General features: G+C 34.7%; 12 protein-coding genes and 1 pseudogene. 8 read left to right on the top strand and 5 right to left on the bottom strand.

The genetic code is table 11. The features are described from left to right. Nucleotides 1-407: 407 nt before the first annotated feature. The gene (locus ACFX40_RS23650) at nt 408-1,184 is read left to right on the top strand and encodes a DUF4046 domain-containing protein (RefSeq protein WP_322551905.1); all 777 of its coding nucleotides are present in this window, start codon (nt 408-410) and stop codon (nt 1,182-1,184) included. A gap of 87 nt (nt 1,185-1,271) precedes the next feature. Here ACFX40_RS23650 and ACFX40_RS23645 read toward each other — a convergent pair whose 3' ends face one another. Beyond that, a complete protein-coding gene (locus ACFX40_RS23645; protein WP_377256542.1) occupies nt 1,272-1,496 on the bottom strand; it encodes a YczF family membrane protein in 225 nt (74 codons plus the stop codon). A gap of 132 nt (nt 1,497-1,628) precedes the next feature. On the opposite strand from ACFX40_RS23645, the gene ACFX40_RS23640 reads away from it, so the two are divergent. The 5 genes and pseudogenes from ACFX40_RS23640 to ACFX40_RS23620 all read left to right on the top strand — a co-directional run bounded on the left by ACFX40_RS23640 (nt 1,629) and on the right by ACFX40_RS23620 (nt 8,231). Further along, a complete protein-coding gene (locus ACFX40_RS23640) occupies nt 1,629-3,251 on the top strand; it encodes a spore germination protein (protein WP_377256539.1) in 1,623 nt (540 codons plus the stop codon). Next, nucleotides 3,241-4,467: a Ger(x)C family spore germination protein gene (locus tag ACFX40_RS23635; protein WP_377256536.1), complete on the top strand. Its 1,227-nt coding sequence runs from the start codon at nt 3,241-3,243 to the stop codon at nt 4,465-4,467. Before ACFX40_RS23640 ends, ACFX40_RS23635 begins: the two co-directional genes overlap by 11 nt. 21 nt (nt 4,468-4,488) lie before the next feature. Then, nucleotides 4,489-5,597 (top strand): annotated as a pseudogene (locus ACFX40_RS23630) (GerAB/ArcD/ProY family transporter). A 208-nt stretch (nt 5,598-5,805) separates the two neighbouring features. Beyond that, nucleotides 5,806-6,918 (top strand): GerAB/ArcD/ProY family transporter, encoded by a 1,113-nt coding sequence (locus ACFX40_RS23625; RefSeq protein WP_221841418.1) that lies wholly within the window; start codon nt 5,806-5,808, stop codon nt 6,916-6,918. Nucleotides 6,919-7,130: 212 nt separating this feature from the next. Further along, the gene (locus tag ACFX40_RS23620; RefSeq protein WP_377256532.1) at nt 7,131-8,231 is read left to right on the top strand and encodes a GerAB/ArcD/ProY family transporter; all 1,101 of its coding nucleotides are present in this window, start codon (nt 7,131-7,133) and stop codon (nt 8,229-8,231) included. Nucleotides 8,232-8,864: 633 nt separating this feature from the next. Here the strand turns inward: ACFX40_RS23620 and ACFX40_RS23615 are convergent. Then, nucleotides 8,865-9,047 carry a hypothetical protein gene (locus ACFX40_RS23615; RefSeq protein WP_028410102.1) on the bottom strand — a complete coding sequence of 61 codons (183 nt, stop codon included), beginning with the start codon at nt 9,045-9,047 and terminating at the stop codon, nt 8,865-8,867. A 506-nt stretch (nt 9,048-9,553) separates the two neighbouring features. Here ACFX40_RS23615 and ACFX40_RS23610 point away from each other — a divergent pair. Both ACFX40_RS23610 and ACFX40_RS23605 read left to right on the top strand, forming a co-directional pair. After that, entirely contained in the window at nt 9,554-10,102 is a 549-nt protein-coding gene (locus ACFX40_RS23610; protein ID WP_377256528.1) for a 2'-5' RNA ligase family protein, read from the top strand. Between the two features lie 610 nt (nt 10,103-10,712). Beyond that, nucleotides 10,713-11,804, top strand: a complete 1,092-nt coding sequence (locus tag ACFX40_RS23605) for a quinone-dependent dihydroorotate dehydrogenase (RefSeq protein ID WP_377256525.1) — start codon at nt 10,713-10,715, stop codon at nt 11,802-11,804. A gap of 35 nt (nt 11,805-11,839) precedes the next feature. Here the strand turns inward: ACFX40_RS23605 and pyrE are convergent, their stop codons facing one another. Genes pyrE through ACFX40_RS23590 form a run of 3 tightly spaced genes read right to left on the bottom strand, consistent with a single transcriptional unit; the run spans nt 11,840 to nt 14,772 of the window. Next, on the bottom strand, nt 11,840-12,508 hold the full coding sequence (gene pyrE, locus ACFX40_RS23600) for an orotate phosphoribosyltransferase (protein WP_098804879.1): 669 nt from the start codon (nt 12,506-12,508) through the stop codon (nt 11,840-11,842). A 37-nt stretch (nt 12,509-12,545) separates the two neighbouring features. Further along, nucleotides 12,546-13,568 (bottom strand): PLP-dependent cysteine synthase family protein, encoded by a 1,023-nt coding sequence (locus ACFX40_RS23595; protein WP_098804880.1) that lies wholly within the window; start codon nt 13,566-13,568, stop codon nt 12,546-12,548. A gap of 7 nt (nt 13,569-13,575) precedes the next feature. Next, complete coding sequence (locus ACFX40_RS23590; RefSeq protein ID WP_377256522.1) at nt 13,576-14,772, bottom strand: M24 family metallopeptidase; 1,197 nt, start codon at nt 14,770-14,772, stop codon at nt 13,576-13,578. Nucleotides 14,773-14,782: the final 10 nt, after the last annotated feature.

Raw genomic sequence — 14,782 nt, 5'->3', positions numbered from 1 at the left:
ATAATTGCATTAAAAAACCTATTCCCTTGTGCTGTTATGTGGGAATAGGCTCAATGAGTTAAGATGACATTTCGAAAAATCTCCAATTAACATGCCTTTTTTATTTTACAACAATCCAAAGTGGAAAGCGATTACATTTTTGTTTTAAACACAAAAAAATCGTAGCTTAGAAAGGATGGCGAACTTGTTGGAGTTTGGTTTCAAGAATTAATATGCACAGGTATATTATTTTTCCTTTATCAATTCCCCTATCCCTATTTACATAATGAAAAGAAAAGCTACTGATAAAGGATCAGTAGCTTTTCTTTTCATTATGTATCTTATCAGATTCAGCTCCATCCGTATATAAATCCCATTATTATACATAATAATAAACAAATATACTTTCTCAAAAGGGGCTTTGGATAGTGAATAGAGAACAAGTCATCGATATTTATCAAGATGTTCTAGAAAAGAAAAGAAAACGTTTTCCTAACTATTTCTTTGTAGGTAATGAAGGAAAAAAATATATGCGCTATATGACATGCTATCTACTTGAGCAACGATTATCGATTCCTATTCACGAGATTCCTCTACAGGTAACGGCAGGCACTTTATGGTCTAACCGTCTTAAACCACCTGCTATGCTTTATGAATGGAATTATTACGAAGTCATTGATAACGCTTATCCAGGAAGATTTAAAGCTTGGCAGTTTCAACAAGTTCCTGATAAATATTGGGATGGAGACGAAGGAAGAAAACGAGCTATTGAAGCAGTAAAGTACGTAATAGAGGAAAAACTAAAAATCCCTCTTAAAGAGATTCCTATTCAGGTTAATATTCACTTTTTTAGTCAACATAGCCTGAGAGGTGTCTTTTCCCTGTTCGGCCAATCCCCTTTTCAAGTAGTAGAGGCTGTTTATCCTGGAGTCTTTAAACCTTGGCAATTTGCTCATGTTCCCATGAATTGTTGGAAAAATGAAGAATACGTTCGGGAGGCAATGGTCGATTTTTTATTCAGACAGCTTCATTTCTCTTCTTATGAGGAGGCTTTTCTCAAATTAAAAGGAAGTCATTTCACCGATTTTCAGTTAACTGGTCTCTTTCAAATGGCGTTTGATTCCAGAATGAACAATGTGAAGGAGTGGATAAAAAACCAGTTAATGAATATAGACAATGAATTATCTTATGTGAATCTTGATTAATAAAAGAACCAATTGAAACGAATAGCCTGAACTACATCTCTATTATTTCCATTTCCTTTTTTCAAAAAGCGATTTATAAGTATGCAGTTACTTGCTTTGATTCTTCTTCTTTATAAAAAGATATGCAGATTCAGCAAAAAAAAGAAAAAGAAGAAAAAAGAGCACAAATAATTCGGCAACTTCCATTACTCGAAAAGGACTCAAGGCGTTGTACAACGCCTGAGAAACATCAAATCCTTGAAGAATATCAATGCCTAAAGAAAATCCCATTAAGCATCCCATCATTAAAAGGCTAATACCTATGATTTTCATATCAATCACGCTCCATTTAATAGGTTTTTCTTTTTCTTCTATGATGATACATAAATATTTATTGTTAATTTTTACATAAAAAGTTTCTATATGGTTAAATTAATAAAAATTTAAAGAAGGGTGCTTAAATCTATGCCTTCGTTTTTTAAAGATAGCAAACAAAAAAAGAAATCAGCACAAGATGACGAGAATCAAACTACTGATCAACCAATAGAACAAATACAAGTTTCATTATCGGGCAATCTTAACATGATTAAGCAGAAAACCGGAAATAGTTCAGATGTCGTTATTCGTGAGATAAAAATGGGAGGGGCTTCCGACATAAAAACAGCGATTGTCTATGTAGAAGGAATTGTAGACAATCAGTCGATTCAAGATTATCTACTGCAATCTATGATGAAGGATGATCATAAAGAAGAATTAAATCCGCACAATGCGATAGACCTCCTTTCTAAAGATATAATGACAATTGGAAACATATCCTCCATCACTAGCTTGGATGATTTATTTGCATCTTTAATGGCAGGAGATACTCTTATCCTAGTGGATGGAGTAAAACAAGCACTGAGTGCTAGCACCAAAGGTGGAGAAAAACGTTCCATCGCGGAATCTACTACTCAAATGGTGGTGCGAGGACCAAAAGGGGCCTTTACCGAGTCTCTTGGGACCAATACAGCTATGGTACGCCGCATCATTAAAACCCCTGATTTATGGATGGAGTCTTTAAAAGTAGGACGCGTAACAAAGACAGATGTGACATTTATGTACATACATGGCATTGCCAATGATAAAGTCGTTAAAGAAATTCGTCAGCGATTGAAGCGAATTGATATCGATAGCATTTTGGAATCAGGTTATATTGAACAACTAATAGAGGATCAAACATTCACCCCTTTTCCAACTATGTACAACACGGAGAGACCTGACGTTGTAGCAGGAAACCTACTAGAAGGGCGGATTGCTATATTTGTGGATGGAACCCCCTTTGTACTGATTGCACCTGCTTTGTTCATGCAATTCTTCCAATCGGCTGAAGATTATTATGCGCGTTTTGACATTGCAACCTCAATTCGTCTTTTACGTATTTTTATGTTTATGATTTCGTTAATCGCGCCTGCTACCTATGTCGCGGTAACAACCTTCCATCAGGAAATGGTACCAACCACGCTCATTGTAGCAATTGCGGCACAGAGGGAAGCTGTTCCTTTTCCAGCATTTGTGGAAGCCCTTCTTATGGAGCTAACCTTTGAAATCTTACGAGAAGCAGGGATACGTTTACCTAAAGCTATTGGTTCAGCCGTATCCATTGTCGGGGCCCTTGTAATTGGTCAAGCAGCCGTTCAAGCAAGTATTGTGTCACCAGCAATGGTTATCATTGTATCGATCACAGCCATTGCCAGTTTTGCCACACCTTCTTTTGATATGGCGATTTCAGCTCGCTTAATTCGGTTTTTGTTTATGATTGGCGCAGCAACATTTGGTTTCTATGGCATCATTTTATGCCTTTTAATGATGGTTGTACATTTATGCAGTTTACGTTCGTTTGGGGTACCTTATATGGCTCCATTTGCTCCCTTCATCCCTGTAAACAATGGAGATACCGTTATAAGATTACCGTGGTGGACACTGAGACAAAGACCGCGATTAATTACTGCTAACACGGTTCGAGAAGGATCAAATCAAAACCCGCACCCCCCTGCATCTCGTGGTATGGTGAATCGTGATTTTGAAGAAGGTGACAACAATGAAGCGTAAAGGAGTTTTTCTTTTATTGATGATGACGGTAACCATCTTGCTCACCAGTTGTTGGAGTAAAAAAGAGTTAACTGACCTTGCTATCGTGGCAGCTCTGGGCGTCGATAAAACAAAAGATGGAAGATATCACATAACGCTCCAAATTATTAATCCAGGGAATGTGGCTGGTATACAAGGAGGGGGAGGCGGTACTCAAAGCCCTCCTATTACCATTTATTCAGCTTCAGGAGACAATGTAGTCGAAGCAAGTAGACGGGCTTCGGGCAGAATTTCTCGACGATTGTATTATGCTCATACAAACTTGGTCGTGGTTGGTGAAAAATTGGCTAAAGAAGAAGGGCTTGATACATTAATTGATGCGTTTGATCGAGATCCAGAATTTCGAAATACTTCCACCCTCGTGATTGCCAACCATTCGTCCGCAGCTGATCTAGTGAAAACGTTAACGCCGGTTGATAAGATTCCAGCGAATAAAGTGCTGAAAACCTTAGAATTTACGGAAAGAAAATGGGGAGAGAATGTAAAAACATCGCTTCAAGAGGTGATGAAGAGCCTTGAATCTCCTGGAAGAGGAACTGTCGTATCAGGATTTCGTCTAGATGGAAATCCCCAGCAAGCACAAAAGCTGGATAACCTTCAGGAAAGTGCACCCGAAGCAACGCTTCGTGCTTCTGGAATTGCTGTCTTAAAACAGGGAAAGCTAGTAGATTGGTTGTATGGAAAACCAGCAAGAGGAACGGTATGGATTCTTGATAAAATCCAAGGAACGGATATTAATATTGATTGGGCAGGAAAGAAAGAAGCTATTGCTTATCAAACTGTACGACAAAAAACAAGTGTGTCTGCTCAAGTGAAGAATGGCAAACCTCATATTTCTGTTCATACACGTGTTGAAGGAGATATCGGTGACATGGAGGTACCTGTTGATATCACCAATCCAAAGGTCATTACAAAAATCGAACAATCCGTGAGGAAAGAAATTAAAAAAGAGCTAAAGACAGCTATTGAACGTGCCCAAAAAAACAAAACGGATATTTTGGGATTTGGAGAAGTAGTTCACCGTACTAGACCAAATCAATTTAAGAAAATGAAAATGGAATGGAATGATGTGTACTTTCCGAAGTTAGATGTAGATATTACAGTGGAAGCCTATGTACGTCGCGCTGGCTTACGAAACAAGTCATTTCTTTCAGGAGTAAAAGAGAATCAAAAATAAGGAAAAGGAGGTGCCAGTTAAATGGAGAAAGCAAAAATTAGTGCCAATCAGCTCTTTATTCTAATGGTTTTATTTGAGCTGGGGAGTGCTTTACTGGTACCTCTTGCCATCAGAGCCAAACAGGATGCATGGCTTGCGATTCTATTGGGAATGTTAGGCAGTTTCGTTTTGTTTTTAGTTTACCATAAACTTTATACCTATTATCCCAACCTCTTACCCACAGAATATATGCAAAAAATCTTAGGTAAAGTACTAGGTACCGTACTGGCTTTTGTTTACATTCTTTATTTTATGTATGATGCCTCAAGAGTTCTACGTGATTTTGGTGAAATGTTGTTGACTTTTGCCTATCCTGATACGCCTTTATTCATCGCCAATGCATTATTAATGCTTGTCATTGTTTATACAGTCAGAAAAGGAATTGAAGTCATAGCTCGATCAGGAGAACTGCTTTTTATTTTTATGTATGTTCTTGCGGTTGCTGGGTTTATTTTAATCATTTCTTCTGGTTTAATTGAGTTTAAAAATTTACAACCTGTTTTGGAAGATGGCTTTTTACCATCTGTAAAGGTTGCAGTGTCTGAAACTTTATATTTTCCGTTTACCGAAGCTATCGTATTTACGATGATTTTGCCATATTTAAATAATCCTAAGAAGGCAAAGGTGACCATGCTATGTGCCACGGGATTAAGTGGAATCAATTTGGTTATTACGATGCTCATCAATATTAGTATGCTTGGCGTTAACCTGACTGCACGTTCGCAATTTCCTCTTCTTAGTACAGTAGCAAGCATCCAAGTAGCTGATTTTCTAGAACGACTGGATGTATTTTTTATGCTTGCTATGGTGATTGGGATTTTTTTTAAAATTACCGTATTATTTTATGCGGCCACCATAGGGACAGCTAACTTATTTAAAGTTAAATCACCTTCAAGGCTTCGTATCCTTTAGGTATCGTTATTTTATTTTTATCTATCACAATCGCGAGTAATTTCCAAGAACACCTTCATGAAGGATTACATGTAGCCAAAGTTGTTCTACATATTCCTCTGTTCACAATAATTCCTCCTATCCTTCTTTTTGTAGCTTTCATAAAAAACAAGAAGAAGCATCAGGGTAAACACATTTGATGAACTAATTTTCATATAGAACATTTTCGTTATCGTTATATTCCTTAGTAAGGTACTTACCAGTAGAAAGAATCTTTTTAGTCTAGAGTTAACCTTAAAGCAATCTACTACATAATGTTCAAAAATAGCAAGTGATGAAAACGTTAAAAAAAGATTCAAGAAGACAAAAGGTTGCTTTAAATAAAAACAAAAAGGAGGTTCCAATTGCATGGAGAAAGCTAAAATTAGTTCTAGTCAGCTCTTTATCTTAATGGTTCTATTCGAACTGGGTAGTGCTTTATTGGTACCTCTTGCAATAGATGCAAAACAAGATGCGTGGCTTGCGATTCTGCTTGGAATGGTATTCAGTTTCGTTCTATTGTTAATCTACCACAAGCTTTATACCTATTATCCCGATCTTTTGCCTACAGAGTATCTGCAAAGGATTCTCGGGAAAGTACTTGGAACCGTACTGGCTTTTGTTTACATTCTTTATTTTATGTATGACGCCTCAAGGGTTCTACGCGATTTTGGTGAGATGCTGTTAACCTTTGCCTATCCGGACACACCTTTATTCATCGCCAATGCATTATTAATGCTTGTCATTATTTATACCATTAGAAAAGGAATTGAGGTCATAGCTCGATCAGGAGAACTGCTTTTTATTTTTATGTATGTTCTTGCGGTTGCTGGTTTTATCTTAATTGTATCTTCTGGATTAATCGAGATAAAAAATTTACAACCTATTTTGGAAGAAGGTTTATTCCCTGTCCTAAAAGTGGTATTTACTCAAACGTTGTATTTTCCATTTACAGAAGTCATTGTATTTACGATGATTTTACCCTATTTAGACAACCCCAAGAAAGCAAAGGTAACTATGTTATGCGCAACAGGATTAAGTGGAATCAATTTAATTATTACCATGCTTATTAATGTCTGTGTACTCGGGGTTGATTTAACTGAACGTTCCCAATACCCACTTCTTAGTACAATTGAGAGCATCCAAGTAGCTAATTTTTTAGAACGTCTTGATGTATTTTTTATGCTCGCATTAATCATCACGATTTTCTTTAAAATTTGTGTGCTATTTTATGCAGCTGTCGTAGGAACTGCTAGTTTATTCAAGGTTAAATCACCTTCACGGTTATCGTATCCTTTAGGGCTAACCATTCTCTTTTTATCTATTACCATTGCGAGTAATGTTCAAGAACATAACCATGAAGGACTAAAGGTGGCAATGCTGGTTCTACATATCCCTCTTCTTACGGTCATTCCTCCTTTGCTTCTTCTTGTAGCTTTCTTTAAAAATAGGAAGAAGCATGGGAAAAACAAATTTAACTAGCTAATTTTCATATGGAATATTGTCATCCTTGTTAAATTCCCCAGTAAAGTTCTTATCCGTAGAAAGAATACTTTTAGCCTAGAATTAACCTTAAAGTAAAACTAGTATTTATTACATAACGGTCGAAAAATCAGAAGTGGTGAAAGCAGTAAAGGATAATCCAAAAAATTAAAACATTTCCTTAAATACAGTTGAAAGGGAAGGCGGATTGAATGGAGAAAGCTAAAATTAGTGCCAGTCAGCTTTTTATCCTAATGGTTTTGTTTGAGCTGGGTACTACTTTATTGTTACCTATTGCTATGGACGCAAAACAGGACTCTTGGCTTGCAATTCTGCTTGGAACCGTATTCAGTTTTGTTCTGTTTCTAGTCTATAATAAACTTTACTCGTACTATCCAGATATTTTACCTACAGAGTACATGCAAAAAATCTTAGGTAAAGCCATAGGAAGCGTACTGGCCTTTCTTTATATCTTTTATTTTATCTATAATGTAGCAAGGGTTCTGCGTGATATCGGCGAGATGTTGTTAACCTTTGCCTATCCTGATACCCCTTTGTTTATTGCGAATGCTTTATTGATTCTTGTTATTATTTATACAGTTCGCAAAGGTATCGAAGTAATAGCACGATCCGGAGAAATCTTTTTTATCATCATGTATATCCTAGCCATCACTGGCTTTATTCTGATTGTATGTTCGGGATTAATCGATATTACGAACTTACAACCAGTACTTGAAGAAGGGATATTCCCACCCTTGAAAGTTGTTTTTACTCAAATTTTGTATTTTCCTTTTAGTGAAGCGATTGTGTTTACAATGATTTTACCGTATTTAAAAAACCCAAAGAAAGCCAAAGTAACCATGTTATGTGCATCAGGATTAGCTGGCATCAACTTGACTATTGCCATGCTGATTAACATTAGTGTACTTGGGGTTGATTTGACTGAACGTTCCCAATTTCCTCTTCTTAGCACCATACAAAGCATCCAAGTAGCTGACTTTTTAGAACGTCTTGATGTGTTTTTTATGATTGCTTTAGTTACCGGTGGCTTCTTTAAGATAAGTGTGTTGCTTTATGCGGCTGTCATAGGAACGGCCAACTTATTTAAGATTAAATCACCTTCACGACTTTCATATCCTATAGGGCTTATGATTCTATTTATGTCAATGACGATTTCTAGCAATTTTCAAGAACACCTCCATGAAGGATTGGGGATAGAGATGTTTGTTTTGTATATGCCCCTCTCTGCGATTATTCCTCTTCTGCTGCTTCTTGTTGCTTTCTTGAAAAATAGAAAGAAGCAGAGCGAGTAACAGGTTCATTTGCTTGGTTTTTCTGAGGAGGAAATAACTCTTACAATCCGTGAATCCTTCTAAACTAGTGCTTATCAATGTGAATTTAAACTATTTGAGGTGATTTTTCTGTATAGTTGGTTTTATGATCATTTTGTTAATACTATCCTGTTTCCTCTTACTTGTATAATGATGGTAGCTATCATGTTGAGTGCATATGCGTACTTTAAATTAAAAAAATAGATAATTAACAGTTTCAGGGCTTGTTGATTCATAACGGAGCTTTCTTCTTTAAAACTTGATTATTTATACAAAATACAGTTATCACTTATATTAATGACTTAAGAAAAGCTCGCTATCTAAAAAAGTCAGGCATCATAATGAATTTTATCTGCAACAACATGGTAAAATGGTCTATTTTTATCTATGATGAAGCTCTTATTATTCCTGAACTTATACTTTATTGAACACTCCTTGAGCACCAATGCACACATTTTGTTTTAGTTTTTGCTGAGAAAAAGAGTAACTTTAGGGTTGCTCTTTTTTTTGTTAAATGGTATAATCTCCAAAATATAAAGATTCTACATGGTTTTAGTTTTGTAAGATAAAACTTATCGGAGAACCGCCTTACTTTTGTAGGGCGGTTTTTTCGTGCTATTTTTTTGGATGGTATCCGAGGTTTGCATTTACTTTTCCAGTTAGTCCATCGTTTTCAGCAGGAATTTTATTTCCGACAGATTGGGGTACATCTACTGGTTGGATACTTCCACCGTTTGTATCATAACTATTGCTATGATTGTTATTATTATGTGTTTTATTGAAACTGTGTTCTGGCACAAAAACACCTCCTAAACGTATTATTTGATTTGTGTTGAAGAAAATAAGAGGTAGTATGAGGAAATTACTAATACAACTACTCACGAAAAGACTTTTAATTTTACGTATGAGTTCGCTAGCAACACGATTTTAGGCAAAAAAAGAGCAACCGTGATTATTTCGGCTGCTTTTAGTAGAGCTCATACATATTTGATGTATGGAATAAGCTATTTTCATCTTATTTTTCGCATATAGGCTATTTTTTATAGGGGTTAACATATGTATAAAAGGAGCGCTTTTTATACATTCTCGTTTCTTTCAACTATCCAAAGAATGTAGTCATATCAACAATGTATAAAAAGATGTATACTCCGGAAAAGGGACTCTTAGCTGAACCCAAGTGGCGCACAGGGTTCTCTTTTTCGTGTCTTCCGGAAAGAGACATTATGTTAACTACAAATGTATGAAATATACAAGCTGAATAAAAGTACATTTTTCGATAAAATGGATTAAAAAGGAAGTGTGTTATGAAGAATTTTAAATATGATACATACATTGTATTAGAGCTACCCATGCAAATTTCTGAACAAGTTATGACTATTAAAAGGACATTTAAAGATTCATTTCAAATGGCTCTCCCTGCAGATGTTACTATTGCTGGATCTAGTGGAGTAGGAGTACTTGATCCTGCTCAAGAACCAAGTGTAGTATATAGTACTCTAGATAATATAGCTTTAAAGATAAAGCCAATAAGAACCTCATTTTTAGAAGTAACGAGATTTCCTTCCACGAATATATTCTTCTTTTCATTTAAAAATGAAACTCCATTTTATGACTTGCATAGAAAGATAGCACATTCAAATATACGTTTTTTTAAAAGTGAATTTCCGTTTAAACCACATGTCACTTTATGTACTAGATCTTCTATAACGGAAGCAGAGATGAAGAAATTACTTGCAATCAAACTAGATGAAGAATTTATAATTGATACTCTATCAGTCTGTTCTCTTGAAGTATCCAATAATAAAATAAAGGACCATTTGCTTTATAAGGTTAAATTAAATGGGTGCCTATAAAATGTTTTATGTTAACTATAAACGTATACTTATACGGACGTTGAATTTAATTCTGTTTCAAAACGTTAAAGGAATAGAGTCAATAGCTTCTTTGTATCCAGGTTATTGACTCAAATCTAAATAATAGGTTAGCTGACTGCGATGTATCTTAACCCACTAAAATATAGAAGATATTTATGTTAGTTTCTATAAGGCAAGTTATTGACAATAGCTTGTTCAAAAACTCTCTTATCGAGGGCTTCTAGCTCCTAATAAATTGCACCTTCCTAAATGTTCTTTTAAACAAATATAAAAAATTACTACTTTTAAAAAAACTCATTCTTATAAATATTAGCACTGATTTTCTAAGTGAAAAATAAAACCTCTTAAGTTAGTCTTATATATCTAGATAAATTACATAAAAAAGATTTGGATACAATTTAGTATTATTTCCTTAGTCTCATTTTTTATAATTTTACAATTTAGGGATTTTATAGAATAATTTTTTGATATAATCTTAGGAAGTGATTTTCTAATTACTTATAGATTGATTAAGACATTTTATTTTAATGTAATTCAATCTGAAATCTTATCCAGAAAATACAGATCACATAGAAAGTGAGATTATCTAATGGTTTATTCTACTATCCGTCCAATGCTATTTAATGTAGATCCAGAAAGAGCACATAATTTAAGTATTAGGGCTCTGAAAATAATGCAATCAAATTCTTTTGTAAGAGAACAGTATAATAAAAAGATGACAACTAACGACCCTAAACTTAAATCCTCGTACTGGGGATTGGATTTTTTAAATCCTGTTGGTTTAGCAGCTGGGTTTGACAAACATGCTGAAGTATACCCAGGTCTATCTGCCCTAGGCTTTGGATCCGTGGAGATTGGATCAGTTACGCCGGTTCCACAACCTGGAAATACGTTACCTAGACTTTATCGCTTACCAGAAGATAATGGATTAATTAATCGTATGGGATTTAATAGTCATGGAATACATAAAGTTAAAGAAAACTTTGAAAAATTACCAAAACCCCAGACCCCTATCGGCATTAATCTAGGAAAAAATAAAGATACTTCGAATGTAGATGCAGCTTCAGATTATACGAAAAGCTTAGACTTATTATATCTTTATGGAGATTACTTTGTTATTAACATAAGTTCTCCCAATACTAAAAACCTACGTGATTTACAACATACAAACAATCTAAAACCTTTTTTAGAAAAAATCTTAAATACAAGAAACAACTTACTTAAAAACACAGGGAAGTTTCGACCTATTATTTTAAAGGTAGCTCCTGATTTAACATTAGATCAGCTTGAACAAGCTGTTGATATTGCATTAGTGGTGGGCATAGACGGGCTTATAGTTAGTAATACAACTATTTTAAGAGAGGGATTAACATCGATTCATAAACACCAAATAGGTGGGCTTAGTGGTAAACCCCTAGCAAAAAGATCCACAGATTTAATTCATCGAGTTTATAAACAGACTAAAGGCAAAATACCTATCATTGGAAGTGGGGGTATATTTACTGGTAAAGATGCCTTTGAAAAGCTAACTGCTGGTGCCAATATGGTTCAGGTTTATACCGGAATGATTTATCGAGGACCATCCATAGCCAAGTATATTAACAACGAATTGCTTAATATTTTAGAAAATGAAAGCTATTCTTCAATACAGGAAGTCATTGGCTCCCAACATAACAATTAAATAAAAAAGGGAGTATCTTATACTCCCTTTTTTATTTAGCTATATGATTTGTTTAATCCATATAAATCCATGTATTGACTGATTTTATTGTAATACGGATGATTAATACCGTGCGAAGAATTAATATAATCCAAAACATTTGATATTGTAGCTACTGCATATATACGGACATCATACATTTCGGAAGCTTCTTGTAGTGCAGTTAATCGTGAATTTTCAGATGTTTTTTCTTCTCTATCAAGAGCAACTAAAAACCCTGATAAAATTCCACCTTCACTTTCTACAATTTCTTTGGTTTCTCTTATCGTTCTTCCAGAAGTAATAACATCGTCTACTGCTAATACTTTTTTCCCCTTTAAAGGTGTACCTATAATACTACCGCCTTCGCCATAATTCTTTTTTTCCTTTCGATTAAAAGCATAAGGAAGGTTTGTATCTCTTTTGTAGAAATGTGCCATAGCAGTCGCTAAGGAAATAGGAATTCCTTTATAGGCTGGTCCAAAAATCACATCAAAATCTATATTATTATCAATAATGCTTTGAGAATAAAACTTGCCTAAAGAAGCTAATTTTAGAGAATCATCAAATGATCCAAAATTAAAAAAGTAGGGACTGATTCTACCTGATTTTAATTTGAATTCTCCAAATTTTATAATTTGCTCATTAAATATAAAATCTACAAACTCTCTACTATTTGAATTCATTTACTGCCAATCCTCCTTTAAAATATACATAATGAAATTAAATATTCACCTTTTCTCTTACCTGAAGTACACTATCTGGTTTTTTATGCTTAATTTCTTCATTTAGGCGCTCTCTATTCAAAAGAGTAATTGCTTTTGAGTTTAACCAATCTTCATCATAAAACTGGTCTAAATAATTTATTCCTGTATCTGGAATTATAGCTACTGCGGATTCCGAATTACTATTATGCAACCAGGATAAAGCTGAGGAAACAACTAACCCTCCTGAACCTCCAATCATAATTCCATGTTCTTTAGCAAGTAAATGACACATAGAGATTGCTTCCTGATCACTTGAAATATATATATCATCAAGAACAGATATATCAGTATTTTTACTTCTCCACCCAAGCCCTACACCGTTAATCAGATAAGGAGTAAATGAATTTCTAAATACAGCTGATCCTTCTACATCTGAAGCAATGACTTTAATAGACGATTTTTTATCCTTGATAGCCTTACCTATTCCACATAAATGACCACCTGTACTAACGGCACCAACAACCGAATCTATTGGAAGAGCAGTAATTTCTTTAGCTGTATTGAGATAATGATAGGCAGGATTATCGGGGTTATCATATTGATTCGGCCAATAAGCTCCTACATTTTCTTGCACTAATTCTTTTACTCTATTTATTCTAGTTCTTTGATATCCACCGTTCTCATCTTTATCTCGTACCATTTCAACCTTTGCTCCGTATGCCTTATACCATTTAAGAAGACTTTGACTAATTTTCGGGTCTACTACAATGATTACATTAAAGCCATATACGGCACCTAACATAGAAAGTGACTTACCTAAGTTACCTGAGGTAGATTCAATTAATGTGCCACCTGGTTTTAATTTCCCATCTTTTAATGCTGCCTTTACTAATCCAATCGCTGTACGATCTTTAACACTAAAGTTTGGATTAAAATAATCAAGTTTCAAATACAATCTTTTCCCATCTGGGATTAAATTATCTTTTAATTCCACTACGGGTGTATTTCCTATACATTCAGCAATGTTCTTAGCAATCATTGAATACTCACCCCACTATTTTGATGTTTCCGTTTTTCCGCGTTAAGACTGTATTTCCTTTTTCTGAAATAAGTACTGGATCTTCTATGTGTAATGCACCTAATCCAAATTCATAATAAGGAGTTTCTACAGAAAGTACCATTCCTTCCTGAACAATGTCTTCACTATTTGGTGCTAATATAGGTAACTCATATGGTTCAAGGCCTATACCATGTCCAACATGGTGACGTCTATATTCAGGGAATCCTAAATCATGAACTGCATTCATTGTTAAATCAAATACTTCTTTTCCTTTCATTCCAGGTTTAATTTCTTCCATGGAAAGCAATTGACCTTTATAGAGGGCATCAAATTTTTTATATTCAGGTTTTAAATGTTTAAAACTTAGAACGCGTGCAATATCTGCCCAATAACCATTACTAACAATGTCACAGTCGAACCAAATTAAGTCCCCAGCTTTTAGCTTTATATCTTGACTTTGACGCCTTTGCCCTCCTATTGCGTGCCTTCCTACCTTTATCATAGGCAATACAGGTAGTGCATCTTGTTGAGCAATAGATACCTTGAAGATGTTAGCGATTTCTACTTCACTTATGCCTTCATATATATTTTCAGCAACTGCATCGATTGCATTTTCTATACATCTTGCTGAATAAGCTAGAGAGTTTATTTCTTGTTCTGTTTTTATTGCTCTTACAGCTCTTATAATATTAGAACAAGGCTTAAATTCACTTTTGCCGAATTGCTCCCTAAGGTGTGAAAGATGAATAGGCTTTATTCCTTCCTCATCAATCCCTATTCTAGATCCTTCTAGCCTAAGTGATTTTAATAAACCAACGAGTGCTTCTTGTCCGTTTGAATAACTCTCACTTATATCTGACAATTTATTTAATCTTTCTTCTTCTGGACTAAGGGTTTTTAAATTTCCATGTTCTCTATAAAATGTTCCGTACGTAAAGACATGTCCAATATTAGTCCTTGCATCTAATATTTGATCAACTTCCCCAATAGAATGTACTATATGTACTACATCAGGTTGTTCTAAAGTAATTACGGTATAACATTGCCCATTGTAAGGATTTAACGTTTTTATAACAGGTTCAAACCCTGTAAAATAACGTATATTTTCTTTTGTAGATGAAATAACAGCACTTATTTCATAACTTTTCATTTTTTCCACAAGAAGCTCTACATTATAAAACATATTATTCTCC

Source organism: Priestia sp. YIM B13552 (genome assembly GCF_042787775.1).
Taxonomy (GTDB): domain Bacteria; phylum Bacillota; class Bacilli; order Bacillales; family Bacillaceae_H; genus Priestia; species Priestia megaterium_E.
Note: the sequence above shows the minus strand (reverse complement) of the source record. Positions and strands in the feature narration are given on the sequence as shown.

Coding starts and splice junctions, on each gene's coding strand:
- ACFX40_RS23590 (WP_377256522.1), bottom strand. CDS start 14,772: ATGTTTTATAATGTAGAGCTTCTTGTGGAAAAAATGAAAAGTTATGAA.
- pyrE (WP_098804879.1), bottom strand. CDS start 12,508: ATGAATTCAAATAGTAGAGAGTTTGTAGATTTTATATTTAATGAGCAA.
- ACFX40_RS23605 (WP_377256525.1), top strand. CDS start 10,713: ATGGTTTATTCTACTATCCGTCCAATGCTATTTAATGTAGATCCAGAA.
- ACFX40_RS23595 (WP_098804880.1), bottom strand. CDS start 13,568: ATGATTGCTAAGAACATTGCTGAATGTATAGGAAATACACCCGTAGTG.
- ACFX40_RS23645 (WP_377256542.1), bottom strand. CDS start 1,496: ATGAAAATCATAGGTATTAGCCTTTTAATGATGGGATGCTTAATGGGA.
- ACFX40_RS23640 (WP_377256539.1), top strand. CDS start 1,629: ATGCCTTCGTTTTTTAAAGATAGCAAACAAAAAAAGAAATCAGCACAA.
- ACFX40_RS23620 (WP_377256532.1), top strand. CDS start 7,131: ATGGAGAAAGCTAAAATTAGTGCCAGTCAGCTTTTTATCCTAATGGTT.
- ACFX40_RS23625 (WP_221841418.1), top strand. CDS start 5,806: ATGGAGAAAGCTAAAATTAGTTCTAGTCAGCTCTTTATCTTAATGGTT.
- ACFX40_RS23635 (WP_377256536.1), top strand. CDS start 3,241: ATGAAGCGTAAAGGAGTTTTTCTTTTATTGATGATGACGGTAACCATC.
- ACFX40_RS23610 (WP_377256528.1), top strand. CDS start 9,554: ATGAAGAATTTTAAATATGATACATACATTGTATTAGAGCTACCCATG.